The organism is Dialister invisus DSM 15470, from assembly GCF_000160055.1.
GTDB classification, from domain to species: domain Bacteria; phylum Bacillota; class Negativicutes; order Veillonellales; family Dialisteraceae; genus Dialister; species Dialister invisus.
Window position 1 is genome coordinate 572649 of the sequence record NZ_GG698602.1, and the last position, 23689, is coordinate 596337.

Annotated in this window: 18 protein-coding genes and 1 other annotated feature; of the genes, 1 reads left to right on the top strand and 17 read right to left on the bottom strand. The window is 43.2% G+C overall.

The window, feature by feature from the left end; genetic code table 11:
• Window positions 1-385: 385 nt before the first annotated feature.
• Both ppk1 and GCWU000321_RS02710 read right to left on the bottom strand, forming a co-directional pair.
• On the bottom strand, window positions 386-2572 hold the full coding sequence (gene ppk1 / locus GCWU000321_RS02705) for a polyphosphate kinase 1 (protein WP_007069557.1): 2187 nt from the start codon (window positions 2570-2572) through the stop codon (window positions 386-388).
• Complete coding sequence (locus GCWU000321_RS02710; protein WP_007069558.1) at window positions 2569-4125, bottom strand: Ppx/GppA phosphatase family protein; 1557 nt, start codon at window positions 4123-4125, stop codon at window positions 2569-2571. Before GCWU000321_RS02710 ends, ppk1 begins: the two co-directional genes overlap by 4 nt.
• A gap of 193 nt (window positions 4126-4318) precedes the next feature.
• Here GCWU000321_RS02710 and GCWU000321_RS02715 point away from each other — a divergent pair, with 193 nt between their 5' ends.
• Window positions 4319-5896 (top strand): Ppx/GppA phosphatase family protein, encoded by a 1578-nt coding sequence (locus tag GCWU000321_RS02715; protein WP_007069560.1) that lies wholly within the window; start codon window positions 4319-4321, stop codon window positions 5894-5896.
• A 57-nt stretch (window positions 5897-5953) separates the two neighbouring features.
• On the opposite strand, the gene queF is transcribed toward GCWU000321_RS02715, so the two are convergent.
• From queF to ftsH, 15 genes are all read right to left on the bottom strand, one after another.
• Window positions 5954-6448 (bottom strand): preQ(1) synthase, encoded by a 495-nt coding sequence (queF, locus tag GCWU000321_RS02720; protein ID WP_007069561.1) that lies wholly within the window; start codon window positions 6446-6448, stop codon window positions 5954-5956.
• Between the two features lie 66 nt (window positions 6449-6514).
• Window positions 6515-7198 (bottom strand): energy-coupling factor transporter transmembrane component T, encoded by a 684-nt coding sequence (locus tag GCWU000321_RS02725; RefSeq protein WP_007069562.1) that lies wholly within the window; start codon window positions 7196-7198, stop codon window positions 6515-6517.
• A complete protein-coding gene (locus GCWU000321_RS02730) occupies window positions 7195-8013 on the bottom strand; it encodes an energy-coupling factor ABC transporter ATP-binding protein (RefSeq protein WP_007069563.1) in 819 nt (272 codons plus the stop codon). The genes GCWU000321_RS02725 and GCWU000321_RS02730 overlap by 4 nt, the downstream gene beginning before the upstream one ends.
• A complete protein-coding gene (locus tag GCWU000321_RS02735) occupies window positions 8006-9493 on the bottom strand; it encodes a tryptophan transporter (protein WP_040381151.1) in 1488 nt (495 codons plus the stop codon). Before GCWU000321_RS02735 ends, GCWU000321_RS02730 begins: the two co-directional genes overlap by 8 nt.
• Before the next feature lie 73 nt (window positions 9494-9566).
• Window positions 9567-9800: a binding site (T-box leader), on the bottom strand.
• 106 nt (window positions 9801-9906) lie between these two features.
• Complete coding sequence (locus GCWU000321_RS02740) at window positions 9907-10761, bottom strand: mechanosensitive ion channel family protein (protein ID WP_007069565.1); 855 nt, start codon at window positions 10759-10761, stop codon at window positions 9907-9909.
• 31 nt (window positions 10762-10792) lie between these two features.
• A complete protein-coding gene (locus GCWU000321_RS02745; protein ID WP_007069566.1) occupies window positions 10793-11638 on the bottom strand; it encodes a bifunctional 5,10-methylenetetrahydrofolate dehydrogenase/5,10-methenyltetrahydrofolate cyclohydrolase in 846 nt (281 codons plus the stop codon).
• A 9-nt stretch (window positions 11639-11647) separates the two neighbouring features.
• Window positions 11648-13315 carry a formate--tetrahydrofolate ligase gene (locus tag GCWU000321_RS02750; protein ID WP_007069567.1) on the bottom strand — a complete coding sequence of 556 codons (1668 nt, stop codon included), beginning with the start codon at window positions 13313-13315 and terminating at the stop codon, window positions 11648-11650.
• A 133-nt stretch (window positions 13316-13448) separates the two neighbouring features.
• Complete coding sequence (locus GCWU000321_RS02755; protein WP_007069568.1) at window positions 13449-15437, bottom strand: penicillin-binding protein; 1989 nt, start codon at window positions 15435-15437, stop codon at window positions 13449-13451.
• Window positions 15424-16845 carry a CCA tRNA nucleotidyltransferase gene (locus GCWU000321_RS02760; protein ID WP_040381796.1) on the bottom strand — a complete coding sequence of 474 codons (1422 nt, stop codon included), beginning with the start codon at window positions 16843-16845 and terminating at the stop codon, window positions 15424-15426. Before GCWU000321_RS02760 ends, GCWU000321_RS02755 begins: the two co-directional genes overlap by 14 nt.
• 214 nt (window positions 16846-17059) lie before the next feature.
• Complete coding sequence (locus GCWU000321_RS02765; protein WP_007069570.1) at window positions 17060-18271, bottom strand: NAD(P)-dependent malic enzyme; 1212 nt, start codon at window positions 18269-18271, stop codon at window positions 17060-17062.
• A 150-nt stretch (window positions 18272-18421) separates the two neighbouring features.
• Entirely contained in the window at window positions 18422-19015 is a 594-nt protein-coding gene (locus GCWU000321_RS02770; RefSeq protein WP_007069571.1) for an XTP/dITP diphosphatase, read from the bottom strand.
• A 25-nt stretch (window positions 19016-19040) separates the two neighbouring features.
• Window positions 19041-20519, bottom strand: a complete 1479-nt coding sequence (locus tag GCWU000321_RS02775) for a restriction endonuclease subunit S domain-containing protein (RefSeq protein WP_007069572.1) — start codon at window positions 20517-20519, stop codon at window positions 19041-19043.
• A gap of 158 nt (window positions 20520-20677) precedes the next feature.
• A complete protein-coding gene (gene rpsI, locus GCWU000321_RS02780) occupies window positions 20678-21070 on the bottom strand; it encodes a 30S ribosomal protein S9 (RefSeq protein WP_040381798.1) in 393 nt (130 codons plus the stop codon).
• A gap of 21 nt (window positions 21071-21091) precedes the next feature.
• Window positions 21092-21532: a 50S ribosomal protein L13 gene (gene rplM, locus GCWU000321_RS02785; RefSeq protein ID WP_007069574.1), complete on the bottom strand. Its 441-nt coding sequence runs from the start codon at window positions 21530-21532 to the stop codon at window positions 21092-21094.
• A 261-nt stretch (window positions 21533-21793) separates the two neighbouring features.
• Window positions 21794-23680 carry an ATP-dependent zinc metalloprotease FtsH gene (gene ftsH / locus GCWU000321_RS02790; protein WP_007069575.1) on the bottom strand — a complete coding sequence of 629 codons (1887 nt, stop codon included), beginning with the start codon at window positions 23678-23680 and terminating at the stop codon, window positions 21794-21796.
• Window positions 23681-23689 lie beyond the last annotated feature (9 nt).

The window sequence follows — 23689 nt, forward strand, 5'->3', positions numbered from 1 at the left end:
AAAGTTCTAAAATACATAAACACTAAATCTCACTTTTCAAAAGGAATGCCTCTTAGTACCTCTTTTATTTCTGACTTGATCAATTTACAAATTTTTTTAGTTTCATTATTTTTTATGGTCTCTTTTTGTCTCATTCTTCCTATGTTTCAATTATCTGAAAAATTATAATTTTATTAAAAGTGGGTAATTTGTTTTAATAATAGGTAATTAAAGGTGTCATTTCCCAAAAACGTCCGAAATAGATGCCAAAAGTGGATAATATACTTTCCTTCGTTTACCCATTCACCAGCTTCCCTATTTATAAAATAACGGCTATTGTTGAGTTTTTTTCCCAGCAACAACCGTTTATACAATTATATCCAATCAGAAACTTTATCGGAACCCTTTAATCAGATCCATCTCCATGCCCAAGTACAGGTGTATATGGTTCCAGTTTTTGTGCCAATGTCATTTCATCTTCCGCATCACGTTTTTCTGCAATCTTCTGAAAATACTCCTGTGCACATAACTGATTCTCCGCGGAAATAGTCTTCAACCAAGTACCATCAGCCTGCATAATATGTGCTTTCTGGTTATCAGACAATTCAATATCCACCATCTGTTTTAAACGCCGCTTGATCTCCGGATCTTCAATAGGTACCATGAGCTCCACACGATCATTTAAATTTCTTGGCATCCAGTCAGCACTGCTTATATAAAGTTCCTCACGTCCCCCATTTCGGAACCAGAATATCCTGCTGTGTTCCAAAAAACGTCCCACTATACTGCGCACTGTAATATTATCACTTACTCCGGGAATCCCCGGAATCAGAACGCAGATGCCACGCACAATCAATTCAATTTTTACTCCCGCCTGCGATGCCTCATACAATTTTTCAATAATCCCCTTGTCTAAAAGAGAATTCATTTTCGCAATCATATGGGCATCTTCCCCATTTTTCGCAAAATGGATTTCCCTGTCAATGAGTTCTATGCAGCGTTGTCTCAAGTTAATTGGCGCTACAATAAAAGAATCCCAGATTGGCGGGTCAGAATATCCAGAAAGAAGATTAAAGAAAGCTGATGCATCAATTCCAAAACGGTCATTGCAGGTCAGTATCCCTAAATCTGTATAAAGCTTCGCTGTTGACGCATTATAATTTCCGGTCGCTACATGAACATAACGACGGATCCCATCTTTTTCACGACGGATGACAAGAGTACATTTGGAATGAGTTTTAAGTCCGACCAAACCATAGATGACATGGGCTCCCGCCTTTTCCAACCGCCTTGCCATAAGTATATTATTGGCTTCATCAAAGCGGGCCTTTACTTCCATCAAAACAGTGACCTGTTTCCCATTCTGAACAGCTTTTTCCAGCGCCTGGACAACAGGACTTGAAGAACTGACACGATAGAGTGTTTGCTTGATTGCCAACACATCTTTATCATTTGCTGCCGAATACAAGAAATTAACTACTGATTCATCAAAAGACTCATAGGGAAGATGAATCAACAGATCTTTTTCCCGGATCATATCAAAAATATTTGTTTCCGGAGTACGCTTTAGCTCGAGCATGCTCCAGGGCGAATGCGGATGTGCCTCGGGATAGCGGAGATGATTATATCCCTTTATGCCGCAAAATCCAAAAAATACAGTCATATCCAAAGGCCCGTCAATTTGATACATATCTTCTTTTTCAAGATTCATTTCCTGTGTCATGAATCGCCGCATAAACCGGCTCGTTCCCACTTCGAACTCAAGGCGTACCGCTTGCCCACGCTGCCGTTTCTTTAATTGGCGCTCCACTTCCACCACAAGATCCTGGGCATCTTCCTCATCGATATAAAGGTCCGCATCCCTTGTAATCCGGAATGCACGGGCTTCAAGCAGATCATAGCCAACAAAAAATCGTGCTGCATAAAACATAAGCATATCTTCAAGAAAAACGAAACAATGCCTGCTGTTTGCTTCAGATACATCAGGCAGACGGATTATGCGCGGCAGCACAGATGGCACCGGAACAATGGCTGTTTTTACATCAATATCATTTTCTTCATCCATTTCTTCATCACGCTCATTTTTCTCCAAAAGCATGGCGATATTCAGACTTTTGGATGCAAGGAACGGAAAAGGGTGCGAAGAATCCACCGCCATCGGTGTCACTACAGGAAAAATTTCACGTTCAAAATAATTTCCCATCCATTGTTTCTGCCGCTCATCCGCATCCGCCGGCTTTATAAATACAAGCCCTTCTGTCTCCAATTCTTTTAAAATGCCTTTCAAATGCATATATTGCTGGGCGACCAACTTCTGACAGGCATCTGAAATATTTTCCAATTGTTCTGTTGGTGTCATATTCGCAATATCCCGTCTTTTCACACCATTTTCTTTCTGGTGTTTAAGTCCTGCCACACGGATCATAAAAAATTCATCTAAATTAGAACTGGTAATAGCCAGAAACTTTAACTTCTCCAGCAGAGGATTACTGGTATCTACAGCTTCCTGAAGCACACGTTTATTGAATTGCAGCCAGGATAATTCCCGGTTTAAGTAATACCGACTGTTTTTTACATCTGTTTCCATAATCATCTACGCTCCAATTTCACTTCAAGACCATACACATTTTCAAAGAACTCTTTATTTTTATCAAACATCCATGTTTCAAGAGCCGTATTTTCCCTGCTGTCGTATTCAATAATCAAAATATCACCTGTTGCACGAGCTGTTATGTCTTTCAATTTCTGCTTTCGAGAAATATCCATGGCACGAACCATACGAAATATGGAAATTAATTTTAAGGCCGTCATCTTCGCCGTATCTGACAAAATACGGAATGGTGTGTCATCATCACTTGGATTTCCCTTATGGTCATAGTACACGACACTTGCCACAATATCTTTTTCTTTATCTGATATGCCAAATATATCCGTACCTCTGATTAAATTCCAGGCATGCGCCTGCGAATCCAGAAGATTTACATATTTTCCAATTTGATAAAGAATAATCGCCATCCGCAGAAGAAATTCGTCCCGCTTCGTAAGCCCGCTTTTTTTCTTTAAACCGGCAATAATTACATGGCTGTACAGTTCAAGGGCCTTTGTATGGAGCGGTTCATAATAATAGGCCGCGGCAATAGATCGTGTCAACTCAATGTTTTGCGTCTGCATATATAAGATAAAAGGTTCTTTTACTTTCTCTGCTCCATAAAACATAGTCACCGCTTCGACAAAAGTTGTCCCAAACATCAAAATATGTTCTACGGGAACATTGTCCAATATTTCTTTATATATATGAATAGTAGGAAGAACTGTCATTGCCCATTGCTCACTGACATAGTACTTTTGTCTTGTACGTGATGCTGAAAGTGATCCTGCTTCCATATACAACTTTTTAAATGCATCTGCTTTAACTTCCGCCTTATTTTCCGCATCCATGCTAAGTTTCATCAAACTTGCAATAATTCGGGCTTCTCTTCCGGACAAAATAATACTGTTCGGATGATACCTTTTAATCGCCCCCCACAAAGGGCTCATAATTGCATGGATATATTCCGCCATCGCCTGCGGAAAATCAAGAGAATCCCTTTGATTCTGCTTAAATGTTTCCAACAGACGAAGCGTGCCGATATGCACATTATGCTGATACCGCAAAGAACCATTTTCCCAGGCTGTCAACCCTACGCAGCCTGACGTAATATCCACAAAAAGCAAATTATCTCCATAATCATATCTCTTGCCGTTTCTGCTTTTTTGTATGAGATACTGAAGAAGATAATGCTTGTAATAAATCTCCTGCGGCATATCCACTACATCCACATGAAATCCCGTATTCACATGAATCAAATCCAGCACGGGCCTGCGATTTTCCGCTTCTCTGAGGATTGCTGTAGCATATACTTTATAATCAGTTACACAATAGTCCCGCAGCAGCTGTTTCAGCCCGTTCAGCATATCACAAAGTCGTCGTATAGAAGTAAAAGACAATTTCTTATTAATAAATACTTCTTCCCCAAAAGTTGTTTCTTTCCTTACCTCTTCAATCACTCTGATGGTATCCGCATCTTTATACTCTACAATACGCATAGAAAGGCTGGAAGATCCGATATGAATGATTCCATAAACAAATGAATTCTCTTCTGCCATTTAACTCCCCTCGCTTCCGCGGATAAATTATACATGAAATGCATCTTTTCATATTTATTATACTAAAAAACACCGTATCCTGCGTATATATTAAAGAAAAAGACACCATGTTTTCCTACACGAATTTTAATCACCACAGCTTTTTTATGTATTGTAAAATAGTAATAACCGTACGGCAAGAAAGGGGTAAATTATGAACCGCATCGCTATCATTGATCTTGGCTCCAATTCCATCCGCTTCATCATCATCTCTGTCAGCGCCAAAGGAATTTATCAACTCATATATCAGGAAAAACGTTCTATCCGCCTGGCGGAAGGAATGAGCGATGATTCTCCGTTTCTTACGGATGCCGCACAGAACCGTGCAATTGACTGTCTCAAGGTATATGCACATCTTGCCAAAGTTCACCAGGTGACAAAGACACTTGCAGTTGCCACGGCTGCCGTACGAACAGCCCGCAACGGTTCTTCTTTCCTGAAGCGTGTTCATTCCGCTGCCAATATTCCCATGACGATTATCAGCGGGAAGCAGGAAGCTGCACTCGGTTTTTCCGGAGTGATACATACGATTGACACATCGGAATTTCTACTTTTTGATTTAGGCGGCGCCAGTATAGAAATATCCTTGGTAAAAAACAAAAAGCAGCTGCATTCTGTCAGTATTCCCATAGGTGCTGTCAGTTTGACGGAAAAATTTAAATCTTCCGGTCTCCTTTCCGCAGCAAAAATAAAACATATCCGCTCCTACATAAAAAGTAAACTTCAATCTATTCCCTGGCTTCCCAAGTCTCCTATTCCCGTCATCGGTATAGGCGGCACAATCCGAAACTTGGCGAAAATACACCAGAGATACTCTGGTTATCCTCTTTCAAAACTCCATAATTACAAAGTATCCTCACAAGGATTATTTTCCGTGATACATATGATTTTAAAATCTTCACCGGAAGAACGAAGAAAAATACCGGGACTTTCTGCTGAGCGTGGAGATATTATAAATGCAGGTGCTCTTATTGTCAGAGAAATCCTTACTTTGACAAAAGCCGAATCTCTCACCATTTCCGGCTGCGGTCTCCGTGAGGGGCTTTTCTATCATTGGTATGATCCCATTTACGACAAAAACAAAGAGCTTCAGCATAATATGCTCCTGTCTTCCGTACGAAACTATTATTCCACACTTCCGCTAAAAGATCATGACCATACCCGTTATGTGACTGCTCTCGCCTTATCCATGTTCGATCAGTGGCGGAAAATATATCAAATGCCTGATCGAATGCGTACTTTATTGCACATGGCCGGATTGCTTCACGATGCGGGACAAGTCATTAATTATTACAGCCATGCACGCCACAGCGCTTATATGACAGCCAATGCACATATATTCGGGTGGTCTCACAAAGAACAGGTCCTATGTGCTTTGATTACAGCTTTTCACCATGGCTTTTCGGGAAAAATACTGAAATCCATAAAAGAAACACAAATACTCACAGAGAAAGAAATTGACAGGGTAAAAATTCTTTCTGCTTTTCTTGCTTTAGCGGAGAGTTTGGATGAAAACCACGAGCAATGCATTTCTCAAGTCATCTGCACTTCTACGCCAAGTTCTCTGAATATTCATATTTACTTGAACAGAGATAATTTCATCGTCCCTGCCCATGCAACAAAAAAAATTATTTCCGCTTACGAAAAGCTATGCCATTATCCGCTTACAATCCAGTGGTTTCCCTCCAGCAGGCAGAAAGATTTAATAAAAGAAATGGCACGGTCCCTATAATTAAAAAGGAGAATCATCATTGAAGTAAATGAGATTCTCCTTTTTACATGCCGATAGTCAGCGGTTATCTATTTTTTCGGGGTCCAAATCATGACGCAGAAGTCTGAATCTTGCAAAATCACGCCACTCAGTATTCGGAATTCCATAATTGCAGTAAGGGTCGATCGACAGTCCGCCTCGAGGAAGAAACTTTCCCCATACCTCAATAAAACGCGGGTGCAGCAATTTAATCAAGTCGGTCATGATAATATTGACACAATCCTCGTGAAAGTCCCCATGATTTCTGAAGCCGAACAGATATAACTTAAGTGATTTACTTTCCACAATATACTTATCAGGAATGTATGAAATATAAATTGTTGCAAAATCCGGCTGCCCTGTCTTCGGACAAAGGCTCGTAAATTCAGGGCAATTAAACTTCACGAAATAATCTCTGTCATCATGTTTATTAGGGATCTTTTCCAATACATCAGGATTATAATCAAAAACATATTTTGTATGCTGATTGCCCAAAGCTTTTAATTCATCAACACCTTCTCTTATATTTCCCATGATATTTCTCCTTCCAATATAAGTCTATGAATATCAAATACCACAAAAGGGATCTGCCGCTATTGATCATGCACCATATAAAACACGGGCATAAATCACTGCAACTGTAAACAATATAATCAATAGCATGAATATATAATCTATCCCTTTAGGAGAAACACTTTCCATAAAAGTTCGGGTAGAACTGCCGAACCCGCGAAGCTCCAAAGAAAGCGCCATCGTTTCACTGCGTCCGAGAGAACGAAGCATTAACGGTCGTACCACCGACATATAACGTTTTACCTGTTTAATGAAATTGCCTTCAATTGCCAGTCCCCTGCATGACTGCGCCTCAGCAACAGCTTTATTCTCTTCCATAAAATCCGGTACGAAACGAAGCCCTGCGGTAAACATAAAAGCGTATTCATAGGGCACTTTCAATTGTTGTACCATCGCCGCCGTCAGATCCTGCAATCTGACAGTAGCAAGCAGATAAATGAATATGATAGTCATGCCAAGCATACGGAGCGCCGCTACTGCACATTCCTTCTCCGTTCCACCTCCGATATATTCAATCAGTCCCAAAAAGAACGCAAAAACGCAAAGCATCATTAAAGCTTTTACATTCTTAAATAACTCATTGGAAACCAAAAGAATGATCAGTTCCAACACACACAGAAGCGCAAGGCTGAAAGGCTCTCTGAAGATAATGGCCCACACGGCTGTTCCCAGTGTCAGCAATATTTTTGTCAATGGAACCAGATTTCTCATCGTACTCTCTCCTTTCTGATTTCTAGGAACTTAGCGCAGAATGTATCCATATCTTTGCAATACGGCGCCCCCGGAAGACATCGCCCCAATAATACGGCGGGAGGATATGTCAATCCCCAAATTCCGGGACGGTTTTCCTCCGAAAACAAGTCTGACGGCACCCCGTCAAATACTATCTCTTTATTGGCTACAACAATAACCCGGGTACAGTTTTTTGCAACCACATCCATGTCATGGGTAACCAAAAGAATGGTAATTCCTTTTGCTTTTAACTGATCCATAAGGCTCATTAATTTTTTCTTTTCCCGTCCATCCTGCCCGCTTGTCGGTTCATCAAGCACTAAATATTCCGTATTCATCGCAAGGCCGGATGCGATAGCCACTCTTTGCTGATCCCCGCGGGAAAGCGTTCTCGGATATGCATCAGCTAACTCCGAAATATCAGTATCCGCCATAGCCCGGTCAACCAGTTCATCTAGTTCACTGCCACGCTTCCCCTGCTGATAAGGGCCGAAACCAATTTCTTCCCGAACAGTAGGCATGAACATTTGCCGCTCCGGCTGTTGAAATACATAACCGATAAAACGGCTTCTTTTGGCTGCACCTTCATCAGTTACGTTTTTACCGTCATAAATAATTCGACCCTCCGTAGGTTTTTCCAATCCGGTAAGGAGTCTCGTTACCGTTGTCTTTCCGCTGCCGTTTCGACCTGTAACAGCAATAAATTCACCTTTCCCAAAAGATACGGAAACATCAGACAAAATGACTGGAGTTTCTTTACTATAGCGGAAGGTCACATGTTCCATTTCAAGCATTACGCACTCCTCCGGATTCCATCGAATTCAATACGGAATATTCCGCATCTTCTATATTTAAGAATGATCTTTCAAATTTTATACCGGCCTGTTCCAGCCTGAGCTGTGCTAAGTATATATCAGGAATCGCTTCTTCATAAATATGATTCCGTTTCATATCACGCATGACCTGCTCGGGACTTCCATCGCTGATAACATGTCCTTTATCCATAAGAATGAATCTTTTTGCGTAAGGCAGCGTCGCTTCCAGATGATGTTCTGCGACAACAACGGTAAGTTTTTCTTTCTGATTCAATTCTCCGACCATTTCATAGAATTCATGAATACCTTCCGGATCCAGCGCGCTGGTCGGTTCATCAAACACAAGAACTTTCGGTTCTTCCGCTAAAACAGCCGCTACGACGAGACGCTGTCTCTGTCCGCCGGAAAGGGTAGAAACTTTTCTTTCCTCCAGTCCGTCAAGATGTACTTTCCTGAGCGCCTCTGCCGACCGTCTTCGTATTTCTTCCGGTGAAAAGCCATGGTTTTCCAAAGTAAAGGCCATCTCTTCCCCTACAGTCATCGTTACGATTTGGGCAGAATAATCTGAAAGTATCACGCCGATGCTGGAAGCAAGATCTGCAATCCCGGTTTGCGTGACCGCCTTGCCGCCGGTAAAAACCATCCCTTTCATTGTCCCGCCATAGTAATGAGGAATTGCTCCCGCCATAGACATGAGAAGCGTCGTTTTTCCTGCGCCGTTAGGCCCTGTGATGACAACAAAAGACCCCTGTTCTATATTAATACTCACATTTTCCAAGGCCGGTGCATTTGAAAATAAATAGGAATAAGAAAGATGCTCTACACTGATCACCCCATTCCCCTTTTGCTGCAAATTCAAATGACTGTGATTACTGTCCTCCACATCGGATTCTGTCATATACTGCATGGATCTAAATAATTTGAGGGCGGGAAAATATAGAAAAGGTGTAATAATCGCATTTCCTACTCCAACGAGAGCTACCATAGGAAGAATACCATACAGATATACGCTGATCGGTATCCCCACCACTACGGTTAAAATGGAAACGAAAATGAACCCGCTGACTAAAGTCGTAATAAATCCCGCAATAGCAGGCCTTAAAGAAAATCTGCCGATTTTAAATGGCGGAACGGAATGGGCAAAAAAGCCTGCCACATAAGCACCTGCAAACTCACTGGCAAAATCACCATACGGAAACGCGGACTTCGAAGTAAATACTTCCATAAGCGCTGCCACCATACAGATCCCCAGGCATTGCCGATAAGATGGCTTTGTCAGTAATATCGCCACTACATAAGTCGCAATCATCCAGTTCGGAGTAAAGCCGGCAACCGATGGAGAAACCAAGTGGAGCAGCATACCGATTGCCAACATCAGTGTGGAAATCGTCAGCCAGCGAAACCGACCGCCCCTCGCTTTTGTATAAATTAAACTTGATACATCTTTTACTGCTTCCATGCATCTTCCCCCTTAGAAAATCTTTTCCTGATCTTCCACAAATAAAAAATCCTTTCATTCCCCCTGCATTATGCAAAGGGACGAAAGGAAATATTTCCGCGGTACCACCCTCATTGACTAAAGTCCGGCTCTCATGGTCATTATAAACCACTATCTCTATAACGGAAGCCTTCCGGCAGTTCCTACCCCATATGGCTCGGACTGCATCTTGTGGGCCCATTCATAATACCGGCTGTATCGGACTCCCACCTGCGCCGACTCTCTCGAACAGCTCATTATTACTACTCTTCCCAGTCATTGATATTAAGAGAAGTATATCACTCCATTTTTTAAGTGTCAATAAAATTTATCGTCAAACATTTAATAAAAACCGCAAAAAAACATCATTCTCATCAGACAGCTTTACACGGCAATCAATCCCTGGCATGGTGAACAACCAACTGAGGAAATGGAATTTCTATCCCCGCTTCATCAAATGCATTCTTCACCTTAATATATAAATGGTTCTGCGCTTCATTGTACTTTGAGCGCTCTACCTGCGCCCGCACATAGATTCGAATACTTGATTCACCCATACTGCTTACATAAATGGGCAGCTCCGCTCCATTCAACACATATGCATCGGCGCTGAATAATTTCTGTAAAAGTTCTACGCACTTCGCCAAATCCGTGTCATAAGCCACATCAAAAGTAAATTCTATATTCCTTGTTTCAAAAAATGAATAATTTTTGATGACACTGTCTGTAAGCCTTGAATTGGGTATGACGATCATTTGATTTCCCAGCGTGGATATTTCCGTGTACATAACGCGTATATCCACAACGGATCCTTCGCTATCCCCTACTTTGATATAATCCCCTACACGAAACGGTCGGAAAATAAGGATAAAAATCCCTGATGCCACATTCCCGATATTATCCTTAAGCCCCAATCCGATAGCAAGACCAATCCCGCCAAAAGCAGCCGCCAACGTTGCCGGAGCCACCCCTGCTGCTGACAGCGCCATAATAATAACTCCGGCAAGACATAAGAAAAATATAATTTCCGAAATAAAGCTGATTGCGGATGGCTCTACATTACTCCGTGCAAGCAGTCGGCGGACAACCCCACGCAGCCAGCAGCATATCATGTACCCGATGCTGAAGATAATAATCGCCTGAAAAATATCTACGCCTTTTGTTACTGCAAAATTTTTGACACCACTGATTAAGCCGGCTGTCATATCCAATTCATTATTTACTACTTTCTCCACAACATTTCCACTCACCTGGCAGCCTACCTCCTTGCTGTATGAAATTTCACTTTATTCCCGCCGCATGTTCTCCGGCTTTCACAATCGATTCAATAATCATTGTTGTCGTCACAGAGCCTACGCCGCCGGGAACAGGTGTCACAGCGCCGGCCACAGGAAACACATTTTCATAATCCACATCTCCGACAGTCTTGCCATGGATCCGATTAATTCCTACATCAAGAACTATGGCTCCTGGCTTAACCATATCTGCAGTGACACAACCCGCTTTCCCTACAGCCGTAACAAGTATATCGGCCTGCTGTGTTATCTCGGACAGGTTCTTTGTCCGTGAATGGCAAATTGTCACAGTAGCATTTTTTTGCATAAGCATCATGGCAACCGGCTTTCCAATCACATTGCTTCTGCCAATGATAACAGCATGTTTCCCTTCGACAGAAATCCCATAATGTTTTAATATCGCCATCACCGCACGGGGCGTACCGCCAAATAATCCATCTTTTCCTGAAAATAATCTGCCCGCATTCACCGTCGTTAATCCATCCATATCTTTATCGGGATGAATCATCTCTATCATTTTCTCTTCATGAATATGACCGGGCAACGGCATCATCATGAGAATCCCAGTAATAGATGGATTTCCATTCAATGCCTGTATCAAAGCGCCTAATTCATCTTCTTTTACATTCTCAGGCTTTTCATACAGCTCCGTCCCGATCCCATAAGACAAAGCCGCTTTCTTCATAAACTCTGCATACATATGAGAAGGCTTGCTGCTCCCCGCCAGAATAACCGCAAGTTTGAGAGTACAGCCTCTCTCCTTCAGAACGTCAATCCGTTCCCGTATATCTTTCTCCAACGCCGCTGCCGTAACTTTCCCGTCAAGTATCATATCCGCCTCTTAAAACAGTCCCGTAATATGACCTTCATCATCCACATCAATCCGTTCTGCTGCCGGGTGTTTCGGCAATCCAGGCATTGTCATAACCTTTCCGGTCAAAATGACAACAAATCCTGCTCCTGCCGCGACACGGCAGTCACGCACATGAAGAGTGAACCCTTCCGGCGCTCCCAGTTTAGACGGATCATCTGAGAAAGAGACTGGGGTTTTCGCGATACATACCGGCATCCGCCCATACCCCATTTCCTCAATGTGTTTCAATTCTTTCTCCACATTGGAATCATATTGTACATCAGCAGCCCCATAAATTTCTTTCGCAATGGTTTCGATCTTCTGCTTTAAAGTTAAATCAAGATTATATAAAGGCTTATAGTCAGAACCGCGTTCTACCGCAGTCAGAACCTTCCTCCCCAATTCAAGCGCTCCTTTTCCGCCGCAGGCAAATACATCAGAATCGGCAACTTGGACGCCTGCGCTTTCACAAGCCTCATAGATCACTTTTTTCTCTTCTTCTGTATCCGAAGGGAATAAATTCAGCGCTACCACAAGAGAGACTCCATATTTCTTTACATTAGAAATATGACGCAGTAAATTCGGCAGTCCTCTCCTGACTGCGTCCGGATCCGATTCGGTCAATTCATTTTTTGCTTTTCCGCCATTCATTTTCAATGCACGAACAGTCGCTACAAGAACAACCGCTGCCGGATGGAGCCCGGCAAACCGGCATTTGATATCAAGAAATTTTTCAGCGCCGAGGTCTGCGCCGAACCCGGCTTCTGTCACTACATACTCCGCTAAATGCAGTGCGGTCTTCGTCGCAATCACGGAGTTACAGCCATGAGCAATATTGGCAAAAGGTCCGCCATGAATGAATGCAGGCACATGCTCCAATGTCTGCACCAGATTTGGCTTCAACGCATCTTTCATGAGTGCCGTCATCGCACCTTCCGCATGGATATCCCCTGCACGAATCGGCTGATTATCATAAGTGTAGCCAATAATAATGCGGGCAAAGCGCTCCTTCATATCTTTTACGGAAGATGCAAGACAAAGAATAGCCATGATTTCGGATGCAACAGTAATATCAAAGCTGCCTTCCCTGGGAACGCCATCCGCATGTCCCCCCAAGCCGATAACGATATGCCTGAGCGCACGGTCATTCATATCCATAACACGGTTCCAGACCACACGGCGCGGATCAATTTGAAGCTCATTCCCTTGCTGGATATGATTATCCGTCATGGCTGCAAGAAGATTGTGAGCCGCCGTAATGGCGTGGAGATCTCCCGTAAAATGAAGATTAATATCTTCCATAGGCACTACCTGGGAATATCCGCCTCCCGCCGCACCGCCTTTAATGCCCATACAAGGCCCGAGGGACGGTTCCCGCAGACAAATCATGACTTTCTTATCAAGCTGTGTCAACGCTTGTCCCAGACCTACGGTTGTCGTTGTTTTTCCTTCTCCCGCCGGTGTGGGGGAAACAGCCGTGACCAGAATTAATCTGCCTTCCTGCCTGTCTTCCACAGCTTTTGCAAACTTTAAGGAAATCTTTGCTTTGTACTGTCCATAATTTTCCAGATCTTCCGGCGGAATGCCAATCTTTTCCGCAATCTCACAAATTGGTTTCAATTCAGCCCTCTGTGCTATTTCGATATCACTTAACATTTTCTTCCCCCTTTATTCTTACCGAACATTTTCTTAATTATAGCATAGACCTATGTATCACAGACTTAATATTCCGGACTCATCGTAAATAAAAACAGCCTCTTCCATTAACGAGAAAAGACTATTTCCTATACTATGAATCAGAAAAATGAACTCTTATATTATCGCCGCGCTGTACTGTTTCTCCGGCACCGGGCGACTGTGAATCTGCACTTCCATTTCCGTCAGGCTGGAACCCCAACCCCGCTTTGTACAGCCATTCACCAACTTCACGAATAGACCATCCGTAAAAGTTCGGAAGAAGAAAGGCTTTTTGATCCTTGCCCGGCAATGCAGGCAGATTGTCATTATTGTATCCCCCTGCGCCCGCAGAACTTATCCTTTTTTCTTCCATAGCGGGTATTCCCATATACCGCATAATCTGTCCCATGGTCTCTTTGAATACCGGCGCCGCCACCTGTCCGCCATAATACACGCCCCGCGGATTATCTAAAACGACAAGGCATATAGCTCTCGGATCTTCCGTCGGACCGAACCCGCAGAAAGACGCAATATATTCATTTTCCAAATATCCACCTTTGACGGGATCTATTTTCTGCGCGGTTCCTGTTTTTCCCCCCATGTGGTATCCGGGAACACGTGCATTGATACCGCCGCCTTCAGACACTTCTTTTTCCATCATATCCTTGACTTCATCAGCCACTTTTTTAGACACCGGGTTTCCTACATATTCAGTTTCATACACTTTATTAACAGAGCCGTCAGGATTATTAACGGTTCTTAAAATATGAGGTTTTACCATTTGCCCCCCATTGGCAAGAGCACTATATGCCTGCAGCATCTGCAGCGGAGTCACCGCTATACTCTGTCCGATAGACATGGTCGCCACATCAATATCCCGCATGTCATCCGGATTAAACAGAATGCCCGCTCCTTCTCCGGGAAGTTCTATCCCTGTCGGTTTTCCGAAACCAAATCTCAAAGCATATTCCGTCAAGGTTTTCCCACCTGTCAAAAGACCGATATGGGCAAACCCTGTATTGATTGAATATTTAATAATATCCACCAATTTTACATCACCATATGCCCCATCATCCCAATTTCGGATTGCATGTCCCGACGCCCAAATTTTACCGGGATCATGCCAGACTGTTTCCGTGGAGTATGTTCCTGCATCAAGTGCGGCTGCAGCAATAATCGGTTTAAAGGTCGAACCCGGTTCATAAATATCAGTAATTGCTTTATTTTTGAAATCCTTTTCTACTGCCTTTTCAAAATGATTTGGATCATAGGTCGGACGATTTCCCAACGCCAGAATCTCTCCTGTTTTAGGATCCATTACGATAATAATCCCGCCCTGAGCTTTCGTCTTCGTCATAGCCCGATCCAAAGCACGTTCTGCATAAAACTGTATTGTCTGATCGATTGTCAGATAAACAGAGTTTTCCCCTTTGGATTTATAAGGCGTTAACGCGGATTCCATAATAGGATTTCCTTTGGCATCAATGCGCATCCTGACTGAATTTGCTTCTTTACTGCGTTTAAGGATGTCTCCCAGATACAGTTCCAATCCGTCTAAAGCCTTATCGTCGACTCCGACAAAACCAATTACATTGGCCAATAATCGGCCATTGGGATAGTATCTTTTACTTTCTTCCCTAAATCCTAAAAACCTTTCCCAGTCTTTTGATTTTAAGAGTTCCTCTACCTTAAGAGCCTCTTCCGGTTCCATTAACCGTTTAATCCAAACAAATCGTCCCTCTTGTGAAAATTTTTTTAAAAGTTCTTCCTCCGATATATTCAAAATTGGAGAAAGTATTTCTGCCATTTCAATCTTATTTATATTTTTTTGTTTATTCAGCGTGGCAGGATCACAATATAAGGATTTAACCATTACAGAAATTGCCAGCTGATTGCCGTTACGATCATAAATCGTACCGCGGGGAGAATATAACTCTTCATTTTTTTCCACTTCATTCTTCGCCAAAGCTACGTATCGCGCATGATCAAAAATTTGTACATATGCAAGACGTCCTATTAAGATGACCATAACGGTAAGAAAAAATCCCAGCAGCCATTTGGCACGATTATTCCTTATTCTCCTTGGACTATTCATCTTCATTATGACGTCTCCTATACCTTACCGCAGCATCGAGCAGGGCTTCTTTCTCATTCTTTAGCGTCCCATTCTGGACGCGAAAAAGTAAATTGGCCATCCCATCAGCTACCGCCGGCCGCAAAGCATCAATCACCCGCCTGTCGTACCGAAGATCTTTTGTAGACACAGGCATCATCTGACATAACTCCTCCATATATTTTCCAAAAGAAGAATGTCCTTCCGTAGCGTTCTCATCTTTCCCACAGCCAATGATATCCGCATTGCATAATGCCGTCAATTCACCAATCCCCTCTTTCATATCGGCAGATGAGCTAAATTGTTTGCCTCTTGCAAGCTGTCTTAACCACTTTTCCACATTCGCTTCAGGTACATTGGCAAAATAATGATAACGCATATGGTTTTCTACCAGCCAGACAACGCGTTTGGCAAAAGCAGCCGGGAATCTCCAACGACGGAAAATCTCCGCTGCCATTTCCGCCCCTTTCAAATCATGTCCATAGTCTGTATATTTCCCATCTTTTATTCTGCGTACACCAGGCATCCCCTTTCCCACATCATGCAGAAGAGCGGCCCAGCGGAGAAGCAACGTAGGCGGCGCCGCATTTACAACAGCTAAAGTATGATACCAGCCATCAAATTTATGAAATTTTTTTTGCTGCGGTAAATCCACCAGGTGTGATAACTCCGGCAAAATCCTAACAGCTTCCGTCCGGCCGTTTTCACGGATACGGCAGCTGCATTCATTCAAGCCGGTACGAACCAATAAATCCAATCCTCGTGCTGCAAAAGGAGAAACAAGAAGCTTTTCCACTTCCTCTCTCACCCTTTCCAGCGATAACCCCGAAACTCTGTCAAAAGCGGATGCCATTCCGCGGACTAAACTCTTATCCGCCATGAAATCTAACTGCCCGATGAAACGGCATGCCCGAAAAAGGCGAAGCGCATCTTCACGAAATCGTTCCTCCGCCTTTCCCACAGTTCTCAATTTTTTATTTTCCAAATCCTTTGTTCCATCAAAATAGTCATAAACTACACCATCCCTGCCAAGAGCCAAGGCATTCACTGTAAAATCTCGGCGGGACAAATCCTCCTTAAGAGTAGATGAAAACGTTATATTTTCGGGACGGTGGCTGTCCTGTCCGTAAAACTCATTTCTAAACGTAGTGACTTCATACGCGATATGGTTAATAACGACAATAACCGTACCGAACCGCCTTCCGGCACCGTCAACGGTTTTCCATCCATTCCTACCCATAACGGAAATAATTTCTTCCGGTTTTGCAGAAGTAGTAATATCCCAATCATGAGGTGCTTTAGCCAAGAGCAAATCTCTCACACATCCGCCGACCGCATACGCTTCATATCCGCTATTTTCAAGCGCATTAATAATAGCAGATGCATTCCTGTCCATTTTCCCGCGATCTGCATCTACAGCATCGTATTCAAATTCTTTTTTTAGAAGCTGCTCTTTTATATCATCCATAAAATTCATGTACGCCGACTTTCTCTAATTTTCTTAATCATATACGATTTTTTTTTGCAGTGCAATAAACAGACAATCACCAGCAAGATAAAACCGCCTGCCCGCAAAGACAGACGGTCTTATCCCCATCCCCATTTACAAATCAGTCTTTATACTGTTCCGGCAATTTGGTTACTCTTGCTACACCAGACTCAATAGCCGCTTTTGCGGATGCCTTTGCTACCGCATGAGGCACACGCGGATCAAATACATCAACCACTACATATTCAGGTTTAAGTTCTTCATCGGAAACCAGGTCTGCCAGTGCATGAGCCGCTGCCAGTTTCATCGGTTCATTAATCTGTCGGGCACGGACATCAAGGGCACCGCGGAAAAGCCCCGGGAATACAGAAGAATTATTTACCTGGTTCGGCATATCGCTTCTGCCTGTACCAAATACATAAACGCCCAATTCCTGTGCATCAGACAACATCATTTCCGGAATCGGATTTGCCATGGCAAAGACAACATTCTTTTCCGCCATCGTCTTGATTGCTTCTTTATGCATTTCTTTGAATGCTGCCGGTGCGGAAGTAGCCAAAAGGATATCCGCACCTTTTACTGCGTCCGCAAAAGTTCCTTGGCGATTTTCCGGATTAACCTGTTTCGCCAATTCCTTTTGTACACGGTTCAATCTTCCGTCATCATAGAGAATCCCCTTGCTGTTCAAGACCGTCATATTTTCCGGTTTGACGCCATCTTCCAGGAGCAGTCTTGCAATAGCCGTGCCTGCCGCGCCTGCGCCAAACATAACCACCTTGGCTTCACCGATGCCTTTTTTAATCAGACGAAGCGCGCCGAGAACAGCAGCCAAAGCCGCAATGGCGGTTCCATGCTGATCATCATGGAACACAGGGATATTCATGGTTGCTTTCAGTTCATCTTCAATATCGTAGCATTTGGGGGAAGAGAAATCTTCCAAATTGATGCCGGCAAAAGATTTCTCCAAAATTCGAATAGTGCGAACTATTTCATCCTTGTCTTTTGTATTGAGCACAATCGGAATGGCATCAATATTGCCAAAACGTTTGTAAAGGGCGCTTTTGCCTTCCATGATAGGCATAGCCGCAGCCGGTCCAATATCGCCTAATCCCAATACACGGGTACCATCAGAAATAACGGCGACAACATTTCCCCGCCAAGTCAGTTCCAAAGATTTATCTTCTTCTTCCTTAATAGCCAGGCATGGAGCTGCAACCCCAGGTGTATAAACAACTGCCAAATCATGGCTGTTTTCCATTTTTGCATTCAATCCCGTTTTAATCATCTGATGTTTTTCATTTCTTAATTGCATCGCTTCATCTCTGATATCCATTATTTTCCTCCTTCAAACCCGATATCTGTTTTTTCAACCCACAAACATTTATATACTAAATACGCCCGGCTGGTAACTCTTTTTACTTTATCAGTTTTGCAGCCTTATGTATTTAATAACACAATTATATCACAGGCAGCTTTCTACATATTATATGCCCGCCTCTTTTAATTTTTTCAGCATCGCGTCAACAGCTTTTCCGCGGTGGCTTATTTTATTCTTTTCCTCCATGGATAACTCCGCCATTGTCTTTCCAAATTCCGGCAGATAAAACAACGGATCATATCCAAATCCGCCTGTTCCTTTATAAAAATCGCGAATAATTCCGTTACATCTGCCTTCCGCGGTAATCTCCCTTCCATCGGGCCACACGACAGCAATCACGCACATATAGTGTCCCCGGCGTGCTTCTCCGCGATAAGGACGCAAAACTTCCACCAGTTTTTGATTATTCGCTTCGTCATTCCCATGAACGCCTGCATACCTGGCCGAGTATACACCCGGTTCATTTCCCAATACATCCGCTATAATTCCGGAATCATCTGAAAGCACCGGCAAATTCACAGCTTCAGCATAGTAACGGGCTTTTTGCAGCGCATTCTCCCTAAAGGTGGTTCCTGTTTCTTCCGGTTCCGGTATATCCGCTATATCCGCGATAGGAATCACTTCCCATCCAATCTCAGAAAAGTGCTTTTGAAATTCCCTTATCTTCCCCTGATTACGGGTGGCCAAAACAACTTTCATATATCCTCCTGAATCAGCAAAATAATTAAGATTTCCCCATCATAAGCTGTACCGCTCTCTTCTTAGATTCCCGCCAGTTTGCCGCCGCTGCAGACAACTCCTTCACAGATGTCCGGCAAAGTTCCGTTACTGTAGAAATGCCTTCTTCCGGAGCATCAAGAAATGGAATCCGCATTAATCGGGAACTTTTCAGCCCTAACGCATCTCCCGCATGAATTGTCTCAAGGAATAACGTTCCCACAGGCCCGTCAAGATACATTTTCATATATTCCCCTGTATACTTTCCTTTTGACCGGATCACCGTAATTGCCGCATCCGCTACCATGGTTCCCTGTTTGTTATAAACGACAGCGGTATATACCCTGTTCCGGCTGGCGGCCAGCAGTAAATCTCCGGATCTTACCTTTGTCCCGATAATTGGTTTGGAAATACTCATCTCTTCTATTAAATCTGCGCAAAGACCTGTATCTTCCAATATGGCGGCTTTAGAAACCTTTAAAATCCGCCCGGAAAAAATCTTTTCCTTTTCTACAAGGAAGAACTCTTTTTCGATCGGCGTTCCCATGTCCACAACGTGAGCACTTAAAATAGCTTGAAGCGCCGTTGAACTATTATAAGCATATACATCATAATTCCAGTCATCAGCTTCAAAAAATTGATCGGCACCGATAGAAAACAGCTTTGTTTTTTGCAAAATGTCATCTTTAATAACTGCTTCACCAAAAGTAACCGGCCCGCTATTTCCTTTTATTATCTCCAGTAAAACAAATTCATCATTTTCAAAAGAGAAGTCGTAGTACCCTGCTAAAGATTTTTCTTTGGCTATCATCCTTTTTATTTCCTGCTCCCTTACCGCCGTATCCGTTATTTGTGTATAAGGCAGCACCACATTCATTTTTGCGTTTTCAAACAAATGCCCTTTGAGCAATGGTACCATTTTTAAAGAATCTTTTTCAAAAAAGAATATATAATCATACGGTTCCTCATCATGGAAAATTTCTTTCTCCAGCATAATCCTCCCCCGTGGGAACAGGTTGGAAAGATTTTTCTTCCATACTTCCGATTTAACAGCAACTGCAATCCGGCAATCGTTCAAATCATAAAAAATTTTAGGCAGCATATATATATAATGATCCGCTCCTGCAAACAGGATTGTTTTCCCCGATTGTTTTGCCTCACTAATAACAAATTCAATAAGTCCGCGTAAATCATCACCTGCCTTAATAACACCTGTGGCAAAATCCATCGGGTTGATTCTCATGGCAAGCGTATATACATTCGCATAAGTTTCTTCATTTCCCGTATAATCGCCAAACTTATCCGAGGTGAGTTTCATATTTTCATACAGGCTTTCAATTGTCACGCCATACTCAGCATTTGTGGGATTTAGGAATAAATTGTAGTCTAAATAACGGGCACGCATAATTTCCGAAAAAATAGATTTTTCCGCAACCCCCATGCGCAGGAAAGATTCTTTCGCCTTTTGGATTTCTTCATCAGTCATAAAGCTTCTCCTTTAATGTCACAATTATTATATGACAGTCCCCTCTAAAAAGCTATATCTTTTATTTAAAGCATACCTTTATTCCTATTTCAATAAAATATAAGCGCAATGAAAAACGCATATGGATGACCATATACGTTTTGTAATCTTCCTGTGAATTAACGCTTGGAGAACTGGCTTGCCTTCCTCGCCTTTTTAAGACCGTATTTCTTACGTTCTTTCATTCTCGGATCACGAGTCAGAAGACCTGCGCTCTTAAGAATCTTTCTATATTCCGGATCAACTTCCAACAATGCGCGGCTGATACCATGGCGGATGGCGCCGGCCTGTCCGGAAGCACCGCCGCCCTTTACGGAAGCAATCACGTCATAGACAGCAGTTGTGCCGGTCAGTTCCAGAGGCTGTTTAACAATAATTTCAAGAGTTTTCAAATCAAAGTAATCATCAAGTACGCGACCATTGATTACGATATTTCCCTGTCCTGCTACCAGACGGACTCTGGCAACGGATGTCTTTCTGCGGCCTGTGCCGTAGTATGTAGCTTCTGCCATTTTCATTTCCTTCCCTTCTGGTTAACGGATATCAAACTTCAATTCTTCAGGCTGCTGTGCAGCATGCGGATGTTCGCTGCCTGCATATACCTTCAACTTACGATACATCTGATCCCCCAGCTTCGTTTTGGGAAGCATTCCTCGGATAGCATGCTCAACTACCCATACCGGCTTTTCACGAAGTGCATCACCGGCTTTCTGGTAACGATCTCCACCGATATATCCGGTGTAATGAAAGTATTCTTTCTTCAAAAGTTTCTTGCCTGTCAGAACCACTTTATCTGCGTTAATGATTACGACGAAATCACCCGTATCAACATGTGGTGTAAAGGTCGGTTTATTCTTGCCGCTGAGGACTTCTGCAACTCCTGCAGCCAGACGTCCAAGAGTCTTGCCTTCAGCGTCCACGATATACCATTTACGGGTAACATTGCCCGCATTGGCCATGAATGTGCTTTTCATTCTTACTGATCCTCCTAATAAAAAACGGAACCGCAAGATATAATCCTTCCTCCGGGGCTAGTGGTTTCCGGACAAATCTCACAAGGAGTATTATACCGTTTTAATATATAAGTGTCAAGAAAATTTCATACTGTCTTTCCTGACAAATTAAGCTTTTGCTGAATTAACAATTCATCCTCTTTTGAGATGACACTGCATATTTCTTATTTTCTTAACGGCGCTAAAAAGACCTGAGCTATGCCCAAGCCTTTTAGAGTCAAATTAATTTGTAAAAGAGGGAAGTCCATATCCATCATCCATGGGAGGTGGTGAAAATTCCGATTCCTCTTGCTTCGGCTCTTCTCCCGGCGCATAGATAGAATGATATTTAAAAAGATTTTCAACCTGCTTATGGTTGATTGTCTCCACTTCCAAAAGTGCCTGTGCCATGGCCTCCAGTACTTCTATATTTTCTGTAAGGATACGCATCGTATCATTATAGGCTTCATCCAGATACTTATGCATCTCTTCATCGATAATCGTAGCTACTGTTTCCCCGTAGTTCCTTTCCGAACCAAGCTGCTTGCCGAGGAAAATCTGTTCCTGATGCTCCCCAAAAATCATCGGGCCGAGGCGGTCACTCATCCCCCATTCCATAATCATTTTTCGCAAAATACCTGTAACCTGCTGCAAGTCGCCGGAAGCGCCACTGGAAATTTCCTTAAAAACAATCTGCTCGGCACATCGGCCGCCAAGAGCTACACGAAGCTGGGCAAGTAAATGGGCTTTTGTAATAAAAGAACGTTCTTCATGGGGAAGCATCATGGTATATCCGCCGGCCTGTCCACGAGGAATAATGGTTACCTTATGCACAGGATCCGCCTCTTTAAGTACTGTCGCCATGATTGCATGACCTGATTCATGATATGCCGTCAGCCTGCGCTCGCTGTCACTGACCTTATGGCTCTTTCTTTCCGGGCCATAGCTTACCTTTTCACTGGCTTCTTCCATATCCGCCATAGAAATAGTTTTTCTGTTCTGTCGGGCAGCAAGCAGCGCTGCTTCATTCAATAAATTCGCGATATCCGCCCCTGTAAATCCGGGAATCTTTTTTGCGATGATATCAAGATTAATATCAGAGTCAAGCGGTTTATTTCTTGCATGTACTTTCAGGATAGCAATTCTCCCCGCCAGATCCGGACGACCTACAACCACGCGGCGGTCAAACCGCCCCGGTCTTAATAATGCAGGATCTAGAATATCCGGCCTATTTGTCGCAGCAATCGTGATAATCCCTTCGTTCGCACCAAATCCATCCATTTCTACAAGAAGCTGATTCAATGTCTGTTCACGTTCATCATGTCCGCCACCAAGACCCGAACCGCGCTGGCGGCCAACCGCATCAATTTCATCAATAAATACAATGCAGGGCGCATTTTTTTTCGCCTGCGCAAATAAATCACGGACACGTGATGCGCCTACACCGACAAACATCTCCACAAAATCAGACCCTGAAATGGAAAAGAAAGGAACCTTTGCTTCCCCGGCCACCGCTTTCGCCAAGAGAGTCTTTCCGGTACCGGGAGGCCCCACGAGAAGAACCCCTTTAGGGATTTTAGCACCAATCGCTGTATACCGTCCCGGATTCTTCAAAAAATCTACGACTTCCGCCAATTCTTCTTTCGCTTCATCTTCACCGGCAACATCACTGAAGTTCACATGAACTTGTCCTTCCCCGCTCATTCTTGCACGGGATCTGCCGAAACTCATGACACGACCGCCGCCCCCCTGGGTCTGATTCATAATCCAGAACCAAACGCCCACAAGAATTAGAATAGGAAGAAGCGAAGACAGAAGGCTCATCCACCAAGATGGCTGTTCCGGCGGTTTTACGGTAATCACTACGTCCCCATCGGTCATTTTCTTAACAATCTGTGTATCATTGTTAGGAATATATGTAGAAAATTCCGTTCCATCTTTGAGTTTTCCTTTAATTGAATTTTCCACCATGATGACAGAAGAAACATTCTTTTTCTCTATCTGCGCCACGAAATCACTATATGCCATCTCAGTAAATTTTTCCTGCGGATGGACAAACGTATTGAATATAGCCACTGCTATGACGATGATAAAGACATAGAGCGCCACATTCTTTACAAACTTATTCAAACTGATCCT